The organism is Prolixibacter sp. DSM 2831 (assembly GCF_056493735.1).
In genome coordinates this window covers 2,943,787-2,959,686 of the sequence record NZ_CM151379.1, presented here as the reverse complement: position 1 = coordinate 2,959,686, position 15,900 = coordinate 2,943,787, and the positions used below count along the sequence as shown (strand labels likewise).

General features: G+C 46.4%; 12 protein-coding genes. 3 read left to right on the top strand and 9 right to left on the bottom strand.

Annotated features, from left to right (window positions below; genetic code table 11):
- Window positions 1–107: 107 nt before the first annotated feature.
- The 5 genes from AC060N_RS12105 to AC060N_RS12085 all read right to left on the bottom strand — a co-directional run bounded on the left by AC060N_RS12105 (window position 108) and on the right by AC060N_RS12085 (window position 7,349).
- Window positions 108–2,411 carry an NADP-dependent malic enzyme gene (locus AC060N_RS12105; protein WP_463229378.1) on the bottom strand — a complete coding sequence of 768 codons (2,304 nt, stop codon included), beginning with the start codon at window positions 2,409–2,411 and terminating at the stop codon, window positions 108–110.
- A gap of 453 nt (window positions 2,412–2,864) precedes the next feature.
- Window positions 2,865–5,297 carry a TonB-dependent receptor gene (locus tag AC060N_RS12100; protein WP_479524025.1) on the bottom strand — a complete coding sequence of 811 codons (2,433 nt, stop codon included), beginning with the start codon at window positions 5,295–5,297 and terminating at the stop codon, window positions 2,865–2,867.
- Window positions 5,298–5,497: 200 nt separating this feature from the next.
- Window positions 5,498–5,833, bottom strand: coding sequence for a hypothetical protein (locus tag AC060N_RS12095; protein WP_479524024.1), 336 nt, complete (start codon window positions 5,831–5,833; stop codon window positions 5,498–5,500).
- A gap of 98 nt (window positions 5,834–5,931) precedes the next feature.
- Window positions 5,932–6,435: a hypothetical protein gene (locus AC060N_RS12090; protein ID WP_479524023.1), complete on the bottom strand. Its 504-nt coding sequence runs from the start codon at window positions 6,433–6,435 to the stop codon at window positions 5,932–5,934.
- A gap of 59 nt (window positions 6,436–6,494) precedes the next feature.
- Window positions 6,495–7,349, bottom strand: coding sequence for a damage-control phosphatase ARMT1 family protein (locus AC060N_RS12085; RefSeq protein ID WP_479524022.1), 855 nt, complete (start codon window positions 7,347–7,349; stop codon window positions 6,495–6,497).
- Window positions 7,350–7,534: 185 nt separating this feature from the next.
- Here AC060N_RS12085 and AC060N_RS12080 point away from each other — a divergent pair, with 185 nt between their 5' ends.
- Window positions 7,535–10,993 carry a ligand-binding sensor domain-containing protein gene (locus AC060N_RS12080; protein ID WP_479524021.1) on the top strand — a complete coding sequence of 1,153 codons (3,459 nt, stop codon included), beginning with the start codon at window positions 7,535–7,537 and terminating at the stop codon, window positions 10,991–10,993.
- 270 nt (window positions 10,994–11,263) lie between these two features.
- Here AC060N_RS12080 and AC060N_RS12075 read toward each other — a convergent pair whose 3' ends face one another.
- Both AC060N_RS12075 and AC060N_RS12070 read right to left on the bottom strand, forming a co-directional pair.
- On the bottom strand, window positions 11,264–11,497 hold the full coding sequence (locus AC060N_RS12075; RefSeq protein ID WP_479524020.1) for a hypothetical protein: 234 nt from the start codon (window positions 11,495–11,497) through the stop codon (window positions 11,264–11,266).
- A gap of 203 nt (window positions 11,498–11,700) precedes the next feature.
- Entirely contained in the window at window positions 11,701–12,561 is an 861-nt protein-coding gene (locus AC060N_RS12070; protein ID WP_479524019.1) for a 3-keto-disaccharide hydrolase, read from the bottom strand.
- 214 nt (window positions 12,562–12,775) lie between these two features.
- Here AC060N_RS12070 and AC060N_RS12065 point away from each other — a divergent pair, with 214 nt between their 5' ends.
- Both AC060N_RS12065 and AC060N_RS12060 read left to right on the top strand, forming a co-directional pair.
- Entirely contained in the window at window positions 12,776–13,543 is a 768-nt protein-coding gene (locus tag AC060N_RS12065; protein WP_106542540.1) for a threonine/serine exporter family protein, read from the top strand.
- A 3-nt stretch (window positions 13,544–13,546) separates the two neighbouring features.
- Window positions 13,547–14,035: a threonine/serine exporter family protein gene (locus tag AC060N_RS12060; protein ID WP_479524018.1), complete on the top strand. Its 489-nt coding sequence runs from the start codon at window positions 13,547–13,549 to the stop codon at window positions 14,033–14,035.
- 27 nt (window positions 14,036–14,062) lie between these two features.
- Here the strand turns inward: AC060N_RS12060 and pip are convergent, their stop codons facing one another.
- Together pip and AC060N_RS12050 are read right to left on the bottom strand one after the other, a co-directional pair.
- Complete coding sequence (gene pip / locus AC060N_RS12055; RefSeq protein WP_479524017.1) at window positions 14,063–14,998, bottom strand: prolyl aminopeptidase; 936 nt, start codon at window positions 14,996–14,998, stop codon at window positions 14,063–14,065.
- Window positions 14,999–15,182: 184 nt separating this feature from the next.
- A complete protein-coding gene (locus AC060N_RS12050; RefSeq protein WP_479524016.1) occupies window positions 15,183–15,896 on the bottom strand; it encodes a hypothetical protein in 714 nt (237 codons plus the stop codon).
- Window positions 15,897–15,900: the final 4 nt, after the last annotated feature.

Sequence of the window (15,900 nt, the reverse complement as noted above, 5' to 3'; positions counted from 1 at the left end):
GGGATGAAATTCCGGTTTCCGGAAATTTGTAATGGGTAAAAACAAAATAAAAAGCCGGAACGAATTCGCTGCTCGTTCCGGCTTTTGTTAACTTCTTTTTTGACTGACTAGCCGATGGGCTCATTCGTATCTTCGTCGTCACATTTTTCCATGCAAATGGAATCGAGAGCGGCGATGGTTGACATGTTCACAATTTCACGAACCGAACTTTCGATGGGGATAATGTGAACCGGCTTGTCGATTCCCAGTAATATCGGGCCAATAATCTCATAACCGCCAAGTTCCTGGAGCAATTTATACGCGATGTTTCCGGAACTGAGACTCGGGAAAATCAGCGTATTGATATGTTTGTCGCCCCATTTGGCAAACGGAAATTTCTCCATCCGTATCTTTTTGTTCAGGGCAAAGTTGGCTTGTATCTCACCGTCAACAATCACATCGGGATGCTGCTCATGCAACATTTCTACCGCTTTGCGCGGTGTTTCCGGGTTTCCTTTTCGGACCGAACCAAAGTTGGAATAGGAGAGCATGGCAATCACCGGTTCGATGTTGAAACGGCGAATAGCTCTGTCGGCCAGCAAGGTGGTTGCCATCAGTGTCTCAGCATTTGGCTCCGAGTTGACTGTGGTATCCGCGAGGAAAATCGGCCCTCTTTTGGTCATGACCATGTACATACCGGCAATGTGTCTGCCCGGATTGTTGGTACCGATAATGCGCAGTGCTGGACGGATGATATCGGAATATTTAGTCGAATAACCTGAAATAAAGGCATCAGCATCGCCCATTTCCACCATCATAATACCAAAATGGTCGCGGTTATACATCCGGTCGTTGGCTTCCTGCAGAGTAAGTCCTTTGCGCTGTCTTTTCTCAAAAAGCACTTTGGCGTATTCTTCCCGACGGCAGGCTTCACCGTGACCAAAGAATTCGACGATAGTTGCGCCTTCGATGTCAATGTTGTTTTCCTCGGCAAGCCGGAGAATTTTTTCTTTGTTCCCCAGGAGAATCGGGGTGGCTATCTCTTCGTGAAGCACATTTTGCGCTGCCTGCAGAATTTTAAGCTTACCGCCTTCAGCGAACACAATCCGTTTTCCTGATTTTTTCGTCCGGTCGCGGATGGTCCGGATAAGCGCGTTATCGTGCCCAAGTCGGCGGTCCAGTTCATCGCGGTAAGCATCCCAGTCAGCAATTTCATGTCGGGCAACTCCCGATTCGATAGCTGCCTGAGCAACAGCCACCGAAATGGTCGATATCAAACGGGGATCGAGCGGTTTGGGAATCAGATATTCCCGACCAAAGCTCATGGTATTCTGATTGTAAGCAGAGGAAACAATTTCGGGAACGGGTTCTTTTGCCAATTCTGCAAGCGCTTTTACTGCAGCGATTTTCATCTCCTCGTTAATGGCTTTCGCCCGAACGTCCAACGCACCTCTAAAAATGTACGGGAATCCAAGCACGTTGTTCACCTGGTTGGGATAATCACTTCGGCCGGTAGCAAAGATGACATCGGGACGCGAAGCTTTTGCCTTTTCATACGAGATTTCGGGATTGGGGTTCGCGAGAGCGAAGACAATCGGGTTGTCGCTCATTGAACGAACCATCTCTTCCGTCAACAAATCGGCGACCGATAATCCGAGGAACATGTCAGCGCCACGGAGTGCTTCTTCCAGTGTATGGACATCGCGGTCGGTGGCAAATTCCGCCTTGGTAGGCGTTAAATTCGTTCGCGAACGGTGAATGACTCCTTTCGAGTCGCACATCACCAGGTTTTCGCGTTTCACGCCAAGCGAAAAGTAGAGTTTGGAACAGGCCACTGCCGAAGCGCCGGCTCCGTTCACCACCACTTTTACCTCTTCAATCTTCTTACCGGTTATTTCCAAAGCATTCAGAAATGCAGCCGAAGAGATGATGGCCGTACCGTGCTGATCATCGTGCATCACCGGAATATTCAGCGTTTCTTTTAATCGCTGCTCAATTTCGAAGCATTCCGGTGCTTTGATGTCTTCGAGGTTGATACCGCCGAACGTAGGAGCAATCAGGGAGACGGTTTGGATAAATTTCTCGACGTCCTGCGTGTCCAGCTCAATATCGAATACGTCGATGTCGGCAAAGGTTTTGAAAAGCAATCCCTTTCCTTCCATGACGGGTTTGCCTGCCAAAGCGCCGATATTTCCCAGTCCTAACACGGCTGTTCCGTTGGAGATAACAGCTACGAGGTTACCTTTCGCCGTGTAATTGTACGCATCTTCCGGATTTTTCTCTATTTCCAGACAAGGAACAGCAACTCCCGGACTGTAGGCTAATGAAAGGTCTTTCTGGGTACTATACGGTTTGGTTGGAATTACCTCAATTTTTCCTGGCCGGCCCTGTGAGTGGTACAGTAGGGCATCATCCTGAAATTTTTTTGCCATGGTATCGATCGTTAAAGTTTTCTACAGCAAAATTAATACTTTCCATGTCCAGATATCTATTTTTTTCGATATGTTCATTTTATTTTCGAAAGAGTTAACTCCTGTCTTTATTCTTCCTCTTGTACTATAAGTGGTATCTAGTTATTTGACAGATAGCAGAAAGGAGCGTGCAGTGTCTCCTGATTGAGAATCGAAATAAATAGTGAACGGGCGTTTGACAAGCAGAACCGGGTGGACCAAAAGCAAAGCAGCCATCCCGGGGAGGGACGGCTGCCTGCTAACTACTAACTAAGCCGCATTGCATTTTACATCACAACATGATATATCTATTATACAACGTTCGGCGATTGAATAAAGCTTTGATGAAGAATAACGAAAAAGGTTTAAACGTTTTTTAGCATTTGTATAAGAAAAGCCCACTTCTTTCAGCAGGCTTTCCGTTGAAAATGATTGTCAAAGCTTTGAATCGATGGGAATTTGCAGTTTAAAACTGAAGTTTCGTCCCATGTTGTACACGCCTTCACGTCCGGTAGCATAGTTCATCCCGGTATATTTTAACCTGCTCAGGTGGCTTTGGTAAGCCACGTCTGCCAGGTTATTGGCCTGAATCCAAAGTGAGAATCGTTTCTTGTTGTTCCAGTAGATGTCCGTTCCGATGCCGGCATGTAACAAGGTGTATGCCGGAGTCCGGGTTTCGGTGCCATAAGCTGCAAAGAAATTGTTTTGGGCAAAATCGTGTTCCAGGCCAAATTCGATGTAACCATTTCGCAGCGTTTTACCTTTCGGAAGAATATTAGCCCGGAGCGTTGACTGAAAGCGTGGTGCCGGGATAAGCGGCAGGTTCCTCGTCGAGTCCGGTTGGTTGAGTTGGACGCCGCGCACATAGGAAAAGCTGTTCTCGAAATGCAACCAATCGAGCGGATGCGGATGAATATCGAGATGAACTTCGCCACCGTACAGGTGCGCGTCACCCGATACGTATTTGAAAGCCGGAGCACCGTCAATAATGGAATCCTGCGAAGCAACGCCGTTTAACTTTCGCGAGAAAATGAAGTTTTGAATCCGGTTGCTAAAAAGGTCTACCTCAGCATTGACATGTTCGGTATTCATCCCCATAGCCAGGTCGAATTGCCAGCTGTTTTCCGGTTTCAAACCGGGGTTACCGATTTCGTATCGCTGCGTTCCTTCATGAACGCCGTTTGAGCCGAGTTCCGCAATGTTGGGCGCACGGAATCCCCGCGAGATATTCATTTTTCCGTAGATATTTTCCGAGAACTGGTACGTGGCTCCCAGACTTCCCGAAATCCCGTTGAAATCGGAATGGAAAGAAGGAAAGCGTTCGGTGGCACCCGGAGTACCCAAAGAAACCGGTTCCTCGGTATTGTTGAGGTAGAGCGATTCTCCGTGCTCCGAACGACGGTCGAAACGCAGGCCACCACTCAAATCGAGTTGGTCGATACTTTTTCGGGCCAGCACAAAAACACCGGCATCGAATAGATGGTAATCCGGAACAAGAAACTCCGTTCCCTTATTTATCGAGTGTTGAAACATGCCGTTAACCCCGAAGGATATGTTCATCGAATTGGATTCGGGGACCAGGTAACGCAGGTCGTAGTTCAGGGTATTCAGTTTGAGGTACAAACCGTACTGTTCAGGATTGGCAATATCGCCGTATTCCTGGCGGTTGTTTTGCTGAAATCCGAAAATGGTTTTCAGGTTTCCTTTTCCGGTAACGAAATTGTTTTTCCAAACCGCCTTGTAATGGTGAATTTGCTGGTAAGGCATTCCCCGTTTGTACGACATGAAATCGGAGTGTGTTGCCAGTGTTTCCCCTGGCTGACCGTTCACCATCACCGGTTTCAGGAATTTCCCGGTCAGGCTGTCGCGTTCGCCTTCCACAATGCCGGGAACCATATGGTAGTAACTCAGAATCAGGTGTGAGTATCCCCAGGCTTTGTTCAGCCCGATAACACCATTCAATGCATCTTCTTTGAAACGGGAATCGTACACATAACCGTCGTACTTATTTTTATAATCATGAGCGCGTTTATTGCTGTAACGCAGATTCCAAAGCAGTCCGTTTTTGTTGGTACCGAGATTCAGCGAATAGCCAAGCATACCGTTGTTGGTTTGGTAGTTGGTGAGCACGCCGCCCTGCAGATGATCTTCAGGTATCTGAGGCTCTGATATGAGGTTGATGACGCCGGCCATGGCATCGGAACCATAAGCCAAACTCGCGGGACCTTTCAGAATTTCGGCCCGTTTGACATCATACTGGTCAATCTCGATTCCGTGCTCGCCGCCCCATTGCTGACCTTCCTGGCGGATACCGTCATTCACGACAACAACGCGGTTAAAGCCCAGACCGCGAATGACCGGCTTGGAAATTCCGGCACCGGTAGTCACCTGCGAAATACCCGGTTCTTTTGCCAATGCATCGATAATGTTCGAAGACGCATTTTGCAGCAATTTGGTTTTGGGTACAATCTCGATGGGAGTTGGCGTCCGGTTTTGGGTAGCAGCCTTGGAAAGTCCGGTTACCACCACCTCATTGATTTCGGTTACCGAAGGATTCATGGCAAAATTTTTCTCATGCACCTCCGATAAATCGATGTTTTCGGCAATGAGCTTGTAGCCGATGAACCGCACCTGGACCATCATTTTGGACGCAGGAAGATTGTCGACTTTAAAGTTACCGTTCATGTCGGTTACGGTTCCGGTCATCAAATCGGGGAAGTAGATGCTGACACCCGGCAACGATTCGCCTGTTTTGGCATCAGTCACCTTTCCTGTAAGTGAAGTTTTGGCCGCGTCAGCAGGCGCTGCTGTTACGATAAATGGTAACAATAAAACAATAATGGAAATGAGGAATATCTTTTTGATCATTTTCTTCAACTTATTAGATGTGTTCATTTTACCTGATGTTCTTTTCGGACATACGTTCCCATCGGAACATATTCCTTTCTGATCGAAGTCACTATGAATAACATACACAGTTATCCTATGCGAAATAACACGCAGGATTCAGGTGGCTTCGGATTAGCCGATTAGGATTTCCTTCCGGGAAATGAGCTAAAGGCTATAATTTATGCAGTGTGTGGGAGTGAAAGTGCGGGTGGGGCTCGCAGGAAAAAGAAGTGAGTAAACTCGGCAAAACGCTGTTCGGGTAACAGAGTGTTGACGATTGGTTTACCGTCTAAAACAACATGCGCTTGCTCACTATCCGTTCCAATGTAATGAACAAAATGGAACTGGTTGATCGGACAAGTATCTTCATGACTGAGAACCGATGAATCACCGGAAGTGTGAATGGCTTTATGATGGTGAACATACCAGTGAATAGACGGTACCAGCAACGGTTGTGTAAACGCTGCCAGATGAAAAGCGACTAGTAAAAGCAGATTAAATCGGTTCCGTCTCATCGGAGTTATAAAACTTGTCCGGTTCTTTTAAAAACTGTCGCAAAAATAACACGACGTTTGCTGGAAATGTTTTAACGAACGTTAAAATAAAAGAGAACTTAGGCGGACTTAAGCTTCTTCTTCCATGGTTTTAGTACCGAAATGACAGATGCAAAGAGAATTGTGCAAAGCTGAATGGTTCCGAAAATCATCAGCATTTTTTGGTTGTGCAGAAAGGTGTGGTTGTGAAAAGCTCCCAATCCCTGTGTTCGGGAGATTTCGGCCATTTCCGACAGCCACGGACCGAGTGGATAGGTTCCAAAGGAAATTCCCGCCAGTAAAATGATCCATTTTACCGTAATCCAGCGATGTTTGAACCAGCCCCATTTGGTAAAAATGGAATATAGAAGTGCTGTCAGCAAGGTTCCGTTCGCACCGACCACAATCACATACCAGTCGATGAAATCCATCGTTGACATGATACCGTAAAGCTCGTCTCCGGTTTCCGGGTGAATGAAAAACTGTTTCAGGTTAATACTGAAAGCGCCGCCAATCCAAAGAGCGACGAAAAAGAGATGGAATATTTTGAGCCACTTTTGTCCGTTTGCCGTAAATCTTTTCATAGTTAGTTGGTTTGGTATTGAGGGGTAAAATGCTGGTTGTTTGTTTTCCCGTCAGGTAATTAGTTTCTCATTAGGTGGTTGTGTGCGACAACGAAATCGCCTTTTTGCACACCTAGTTTATCGCCAATCAGCGGACATTTCACCATGAGCAGATAGAAGATTGATTTTTCGCGGTTTCCCAGAAGTCCTTCAAGGTTGCCTTGTCCTTTGGAAATAATAACATCAGCTTGCCGGTAAACATCCAGAAACTCGTCGGAAACGAGGTGTAGCAGAGTAGAAGGTGCATCTGCTCCGTTGCTAATCACTCTCGCATATTGGTCAATGCCGACGCTTTGCGCATCTTCCAGGGTTACGTCGTTGATGACAGGTCTTCCGCGCACAGCGTAAACTACTCCCGGATGATTCAAGGTCTCGAGAAATAGCTTGTCCATGACGATTTCGCCGGCATTGTCGCCCAGGTAAAGAACCGTGTCAGCTTGTTCCAGTTTTTCACGAAGCAGTTGCGAATGGTTAATGGCAAAGTCGCTGGTCAGGACTTTTTCAAAAGTCTCATCCACGTCAAATTCCGGATTCGCTGCATAATCGATAATGTTGCCGCCAATGGCCAGACGAAGGGCCGTTTCGAAAGGATTGTCACTTTGCTGCACTTTTTCCTTCCAGTGATGGTATTGAGCCATCAAACCGTTGTTCGACTGAATCTTGATTTCCCGGTAGGGATCATCGTTTTGCAACATCTCCCGGATTTTCTGGTGGTTCCGGCGACTGACATCAGCCGGCAGCATTTTCCCGTTTTCAGCACCCAGAAAGCGAAGAAAATCTTTCATGTGCGCTTCTTTGGTTTCTTCCGGAAAGGGATGCGATTCGAGTAATTTATCGAACGATTTAACCAGACAAGTGTAACAACGGTGATCCATGATGCGTCTTTTAGTTAGGGAATTGTAAAAGTAAAAACGAATTGGTTTAAACCAAAGGAATTGATGGCGGGAGAGGTGGTGAAAACATTTTTGCGTCGTTGATTTCAAAGGGTTTTATCCTTAACTTACTATATCGGGTGCGCAAGGGGGCAGATGGAGCGTGTTGACCAACTAAACTAAAGGGGATGAGATTGAAAGCTGTCAGCTATTTCTTTTTTTTCTGTTTTTTCCTTTCATCTACTGCTTCGACTTACGGAAACAGCAACCATGTGCGGTTTCGACGAATAACAATCAACGATGGGTTGTCACTCAGTTCGGTTTATTGTATTCGGCAGGACAGCATGGGATTTATGTGGTTTGCCACGGAAGACGGTCTGAACAAGTACGACGGCAAAAATTTCACGATTTACCGGCCAGAACAACGAAATCCAAATAGTCTGACGTATAAATGGATTGAGCAGATTTTTGTTGCTCCCGACGGCATTTTGTGGTTTGGCTCCCGAGGCGGTCTTACCCGGTTCGATCCACGTACCGAAACTTTTACCCGGTTCAAACATCAACCGGGGTACGAACTTTCCCTCACCAGCGATACCATTACTACGCTTTTTCATGATGGAGGAAAGTATCTGTATGTTGGCACGCTGAGCGGCCTGAATCGCATCCGACTGGATAGTCTTTCCGTGGAACGAATCAGAATGCCGGTTGCCGCCAATCGGGTGCGCATCAATACCTTGTTGCCTGAGAACAATAACACGCTGTGGATAGGCACAGATGCAGGACTTTTTAAATGCGACCCGGCAAAGGGAGTTGTTACTCAGCCTCCGGGCCTGTTTCCCCAGGGAATTCCTGTTTCGGTGACCGCATTGGCTATAAAAGACAGTGACTTATGGATTGGAACCACCGATGGGCTGGTGCACTATTCATCGGTAACCAAACGAACCCGCCACTACCGAATCCCCAACTCCGACGAGGAACACAGTGACGGGCAGATCGTGGAAAACCTGCTTGTGGATGGCGACCGGGCATTGTGGCTTGTCAGTAGCTTCGGGCTTTCGAAACTGGATTTTGCCACGGATAGACTGCAAGCAAAAATTCGTTCTTTCGCTTCAACCAATAGTTTGTCGATCAATACAAATAAAGCGATTCTGCGGGATCGGACGGGGCATATCTGGTACGGTTCGCACGGGGATGGTCTTTATCGAATCGATCCCTTAACCGGAGAGCAAAATCATTATGTGAATAGTCCGGCCGATGTTGAAAGCTTGTCGGAGAATTTTATCAATTGCATATACGAAGATGAGGCGGGCGTTATCTGGGTCGGAACTTTCGGTGCCGGAATCAGTATCTACGATCCCAATGCGCACCAGGTGGAATTGTGGCGGCACGATCCGCTGGAAGAAAACAGCTTGCCCAGTAACTTCGTCTGGTCGATACTTGAAGCCCGCGACGGTACTTTGTGGATAGGCACGAACGACCGGGGACTGGCACGATACTGGCCGAAAAACGGAACTTTTACCTTTTACGAACATCAGCCAGGCATCGCTTCTTCACTGTCCGAATCAGCTGTCAGGGCCGTTTTTCAGGACCGGAAAGGAAACATTTGGGTGGGTACGGATGGTGGCGGATTGAACAAATTCCGGCCGGCGACCGGCACATTTCAGCATTTCCGTTCGATTCCGGATGATAGTACCACGTTGACAGGAAATACGGCCAGAGTGATTTATGAGGACAAAGATGGCTACCTGTGGATTGGTACGCGGGAAGGGCTCAACCGGATGGACCCGACAACCGGGAAATGCATTCGGTACCGACATGAACCCGGCGACCCTCATAGCCTTTCGCATGACATCATCTTTGCGTCCATTCTGCAGGACGAAAAGGGTTATTTGTGGATAGGTACTTACGGTGGAGGGCTGAATCGTCTCGATATTCAAAAAGGAGAGTTCACACATTACCGTTCCGATCCAAACGACCCGGAAAGTTTATCCGATGATAATGTTTTCTCCATTTTCGAGGAGAAAGAAGGCGTGATGTGGGTTGCCACCAACGATGGCTTTAATCGCTTCGATACCCATATCGGTAAATTTCAGCGGTTCACCACTGAGGACGGACTTCCCAGTAATGTGGTCTACGGTATCTTGCCGGATGAAGAGGGGAATCTCTGGCTGAGCACGAATGGTGGAATCTGTCGGTTCAACCTGAAAGATTATTCAACGAAGAACTACGACGTAAACGACGGTTTGCAAAGTAATGAGTTCAATGCAGGCGCTTATCACCGGGGACGCAATGGAAAACTTTATTTTGGCGGAGTTTACGGATTGAACATTATCGAACCGGATAAACTGAAACCGGTTGCCAACGATGCGGAGGTTGTTATTACCAGTATGGATGTGCTTGGCAGTGAAGTGCAAGTAAAACCGGACCGGGACATAAAAGAGGAAGAAAAAGGCATTTACCAGGTGACTGAAGAGGGAGGAAAATTTACCCTGCCGGTAAGCATTTCTTATGCAAATACCATCAAGCTGGATTATCGACATCGGTTTTTAGCACTGGAATTTGCCGCACTGAAATGTCCGGTCGGCGCAACGAACCGCTTTGCTTACCGGATGGAAAACCTCGATATGGATTGGACTCATGCCGGTACCCGAAACTACATTTCCTTCGCCAATATGGATGCCGGAACTTATGTGCTGAATGTAAAGGCGCAGAACTCTGATGGTCAGTGGAGCCCGCATCAGGCGCGACTGAGCATCATCATTACGCCGCCGTTTTACCGTACCTGGTGGTTTATGTCGTTTGAGTTTTTGTTTGCTTTGGGAATTAGTTTGCTGATTTATCACTACCTGGTAAAAGCGAAAACCAATCGGCTACTGAAACGGCAGAACCGGCAAATCGCTGAGGCCAACCGCCAACTGACCGAATCGGAACACAATCTGCTGGAACTGAATGCTACAAAGGACAAATTTTTCTCCATCATTGCGCACGATTTGAAGAATCCCTTTACCAGTCTGCTTTCCATTACCGATTTATTGCTGGAGGATTTTGAGCACGCCGACGAGGAAGACAAGCATTTGGGCATGAAAAGGGTGAACGATGCCATTAAGGAAATTTATTCCTTGTTGGAGAATCTGCTGACCTGGTCGAGAGCACAGACCGGCCGCATTAACTTTGAGCCTCGTCCGTTTAATCTCTCGAATGTGGTGTACGAGAACATTAATCTACACCGGGTTCCCGCTGAACGGAAAGGCATTCACCTGCAAACCGAACTGGAAGAAAATATCATGGCGTTTGGGGACCGTGACATGATCAATACCGTTGTTCGGAACCTGTTGAGTAACGCGGTCAAATTCACCAGCGAAGGGAAAAAGATTGCTGTGAAAGTGAAGAAAAACAGTCATGACGTGGAAGTCCGGGTGAAAGATGAGGGAATGGGAATCGCGAAGGAGAATCTGAATATGCTCTTCCGCATCGATATGAAATTCAAATCGAAGGGGACGCATGGTGAACGTGGAACTGGTTTGGGATTGATTTTATGCAAGGAGTTTATCGAACGGCATGGTGGTAAAATAGGAGTGAAAAGCAAAGTCGATAAAGGAAGTACCTTCTATTTTACCATTCCGGTGACACCGGAAATTGTGTCGTAAGACACCAGATATCAGACAATAGACTTTAGACTGATAAGGTTTCAGGTTGTGCTTCGCTGTTCCTGTGGTTGGAAAAAAGACAGAAGACTCCGGACATTAGAACCCGACGCACGGTCGGGATTTCGCTTTGCTCAACCTTAGACGTTGGACCTTCGACTTTCGACTCTTACATTGTTCATTACTCATTTCTCATTGATTTCAAGGTTTCAGGTTGCGCCAATGCTGTAGGGCCACGATATATCGTGGCCGCGCTGTATCCAATATTCAGGTTTACACTTTACAGCTATTACGTCCGTCAGCCTGAAGGGCTGAAATTGCGTAGCCCGGGGTAAGGAAACGTAGTTTTCGCCACCCCGGGTTTAGATTGTGTGAACGGTAAGAGGCGCACATTCCGGCCATCATTGAAATGGAAACGTTGTTGCGCCGCACGTGGAGGCCTATTTCAGGTTTCCGGTTGTGCTGTTTCCAGGTTGCAATGGTTTCTATGTAGGCTAAGGATGTCATCCCTATGGTGTTAACCAGCTTGCCAAAGCTATATCATCCCCGCGGTCAGGACATGTCCTGACCCTACATTCTTAGACTGTATCGGAGGGATGACATCCTTTTCCTACTCCCGAACCTTCTGATACGTAAAAAATCCGTTGCCAGCCATTTCAGACAAACAACGGATTTTGTTGTATCCGGTAAACCGAAAGAACGATATCAGTTTACTTCTGGTTCAGTAATGCTTTGGGAAGATGTGTAATGGGCGTGATTCTCATATCACGCACAAATACCTCGGCACCTTCCGACTGAATTTGAATTTTGCCTTGGGTCGCCGGCACTTCTTTCCCGTCAACCACCTGCCGGTTATGGAAAAGCACCATGTTCTTGTGTCCGTTTACCACGTGAATGCTGGTATCGCCAACCGTATACAGGTCGATGGAAGTCCATTTTCCCGGTAGGCTCTCCCAGTTTTTATCACGCTGACAGCGCCAGAGGTCTCCACCAAAAGTCACCAGCGGAGCTCCCACTTTGTAAGTGTAAAACCGGTTTTCATTATTCGGCAAAGCCGGAATATCGGTGTAAGCAGCGCCAACCGGGTAAAAGTCGCCGCAATCCCGTTCCTGAATCTGGCATTCCAGTGAGCGCATCCAGGTGCTGGAGCCCACGCCAAACTGACCGCCGGAATGATAGAGCAAACCACAGTCGCGCGGCGCTTCTGTTCTGGGGGCCCATTTCTTCTCACCCCATTTGAACTGGAGGTGGAAATGATAGTTTCCGTACTCTTTTTGCGAAGCAATGCATCCGAATATCTGTCCCGAAATTCGGATGGCCGGGGCACCATCTTTTTCCACTACCGTGAAAACGCCCAATGGATCGTTATTTACTCCGAAAACGAGAGAATCCGGAAATGGATCGCCGTAATTCAGCCCGAGCTTTTGCAACGTATCGTAAGGTGCCGTCAGATAGGTATCCCATCCCGAAAGGTTTTTCCCGTTAAACATGCTGGTAAATTGCGGTTGTTTTTCCTGTTGGCAGGAAACAAGTAGAATCAGGAATCCGAAAAGGAAGCTTAGCTTTTTCATGTGTTTCGAGTTTAGTCAGATAAACAAAAGTATAAAAATAACTGGTTCGTAGCCGGGAACGATGATGTGTCCTGGTACGATCGATTGCCTATAGAGATAGCTACACCGCTTTTCAACTGGAAATAAAATCAACATATCGTTAAAAATGGCGATTAGCTCCCGAGTTCCGGCAGGAATGGCCTAATTTTGTATCCGGATATCGATTCCTGAAAATATGGAAAAAGTAAGTACGCGAACCAAAGAACTAGCTTCTACACTATTGGAAATAGGGGCTTTGTTGATGAGCTCCGGCGCCAGTACCGGCCGTATTCGGGTGACCATTTCCCGGATTGCCGAAGCATTGGGCTATAACTCCGAGTTGCTGGTAACGCACCGCGCCCTGATGCTTACGTTGGTGGAGGAGGAGTCGCAATACTTCTTCAGTAGCTTGAAGCGAACTTCGCCACACGGCGTCAATTTTAAAGTGGTTTCCGGTATTAGTCGAATGAGCTGGCGGGTCGTGGAAGAAGGATGGGATATTCCGAAAATCAACGAAGAGATAGAACGGCTGCGAAGTTTACCGCATTATCCCCGGTTAGTCATTTTATTGCTGGTTAGTCTGGCCGGCGCTTCTTTCTGCCGTTTATTCGGCGGCGAAGCGACCGAAATGGGCGTTGCTTTTGTGGCCACCTTTGCCGGGTTATTTGTCAGGCAGGAGAGTGCGAAGCGTTCCTTCAACGGTTACATGTGCGTTTTCTTCGCCTCCCTCACTGCTTCGCTGATTTCCGGCGCCTCCGTGAAGTGGGGACTGGGCGGTAATCCCGAGTTGGCTTTTGCTACCTCGGTGCTGTTTCTGATTCCGGGTGTACCGTTAATCAATTCATTCACCGATTTAATCGACGGAAACATTATGAACGGCTTGGTGCGTGGGGCCAACGGAATGATTATCTCTTTTGCCATTGCATTGGGCATGTTGGGAGCCATGATAATTTATAATATTTAGGCGATGACGGAACTGTATCACTTTCTGGAGATGGGCGTATGGCTGGGATTTGCAGCCATCGGGTTTGCCGTGCTGTTCAACGTGCCACAGCGTGCTTTGCCGGTTATCTGGCTGGTTGGAGCGCTGGGCGGAATCACCAAGCTGGTCATACTGCATTTCGGTGGCAATATTATTCTGGCGTCGCTGGCCGGAGCTACGCTGGTCGGTTTTCTGAGTATTCCCGCGGCCCACAGCAAACATGCACCGCCGTTGGTTTTTTCCATTCCTGCGGTCATTCCCATGGTTCCCGGTGCTTTTGCCTATCGAATGATGCTGGGCCTGATCAGGCTGGCCGGCGACACGCACGCCGACAGCTACAGCGACATTCTGAATTCAGCCGTCAGCAATGGACTGAAGACCTTGTTCATTTTACTGTCGCTGGCGGCCGGTGTTGCCATTCCCATGTTGGTTACCCGGAAAGAGTCGGCAAAGGAGATGAAGATTATTAAATAGTCTTCATCTTAAGCCAGATTGATCAGGTTATTTGTTCCCGGTTGTTATTCTTTCCAGTTCACTAATCAAGGCTTTTTTAGTCTCTTCATCCGTTGAAGAGTGTCCTGCAATCGTCATATGCAGCTCTGAATTTTTCAATTGGGAATGTAACCTGAATGCCTGTGCCGGAGGACAAATAAAATCATACCTTCCCTGTACGATGGAGGTTTTGATATGGGCGATTTTATCGATGTTGTTCATGATGAAATCTTCCGGCAAAAAGCAATCGTTTTTAATGTAATGGGCTTCCAATATCGCCATCGATTTGAACGAGAAGGATTTTAATGATTCAGCCGGATCGGCAATTTTATTGATGGTATAAAACGACATTTCATAATAGGCCCATTCATACGCATATTTTTCACTGAGTTCTTCATCATCCGACAGCATTTGAGTCAAATAGTAACTGACCGGATTTTCTCCCTCGGGCACCAGTTTGGCAAACCGTTCCCAAACGTCGGGGAAGAAGTGCTTAATTCCGCCATTCATATAGTGATCTAGTCCGTATCGATTGGCCAGCCAGATACCTCGCAGGACTAAACCCTTCACACGTTCTGGCGAATGGATGGCATACACCAGTGCTAGGGTGCTTCCCCACGAACCACCAAAAACATAAACGCTTTCAAATCCTAAGTGGTCCAGTATTTTATTGATGTCGTCAATGAGGTCCTGCGTCGTATTGTTCTCGATGGAGCCAAATGGTTTGCTTTTCGACGAGCCCCGTTGGTCGAAGAAAATCACGTTGTACCTTTCTTCGTCGAAGAACTGTTTGTCTTTGTCTGAAAATCCGGCTCCCGGTCCGCCGTGCAGGAACAACACCGGAATTCCCTCCGGATTTCCATACAATTCGAAATAGAGTGAGTGCTGCTCCGAAACATCAATGTACCCGTTTTGGTAGGGTTGGTTGTTGCTTTCTGCTGTCATAATTATATTTCTATTTTTTGATTTTGCTTGCATGATTTTTAGTTGCCTAACGGTGAGTATATGTAAATTAGGTAATTGCGGGTTTCAAACTTATCTGACCGTTGCAAATTAAAAGGGTCTACACCCCTTGAATATACTAATGTTACACCTATTTTATATATACATTGTTATAGCCAGTTTTTCATTAAAATCTATAATCTGTTTTTCCAATACGCTCATCATCAATGTCGCTAAATAATTGAATTTCAAACAAAAATGTTTTAGAATCTTTTGAGAAGTTTCCAAAAATAAATTGTCTGGTTACTGCTCTGGTAAAGAGTTCTATTCTTGAAGTAATTAGTTCATTTGATTTCTCATAAAGCGCGTCTAAATTCTTCGGGTCTTGTAACAAGCTATAAAACTTTTTTTCTCCAAAATGTTCTATTAACATTTTAGTCTCAATCTTTTCCCATGCTTTAATCGCATCAAATTCTTGTTCTTTCCCCAAAACTGCATCAAGATTAAAATAACGAGATTTTTGTCCGTATTCAGATAAAGTTGAACAAATACGGTTGATGATTTTATCTTTGGTTATTATATCGTAATCCATACTTGCAAAAGGTCGATTTACAGGTATGCATATTTTTTCAATTTCTGATTTTAAGTATAAAATATCATGTCCATTTTTCCCTTTCAATAATTCTTTATACGATGGCAGTCTGTTATTAACCTCTTTATAGTTTAGACAAAGCATTGTTTTAAAAAGCCTCTCAAATCCACTTGATAAAAAAAGTAGTGCCGGATGGTAAAAATCATTTGCTCCTGTAATTTTTTGAATCTCGCCAAGACCTCTTTTGATAAATTTAAAAGAATTACCAACTTCAATTACTAGTGATATATTTCTATGAGTTTCATTCATTCCA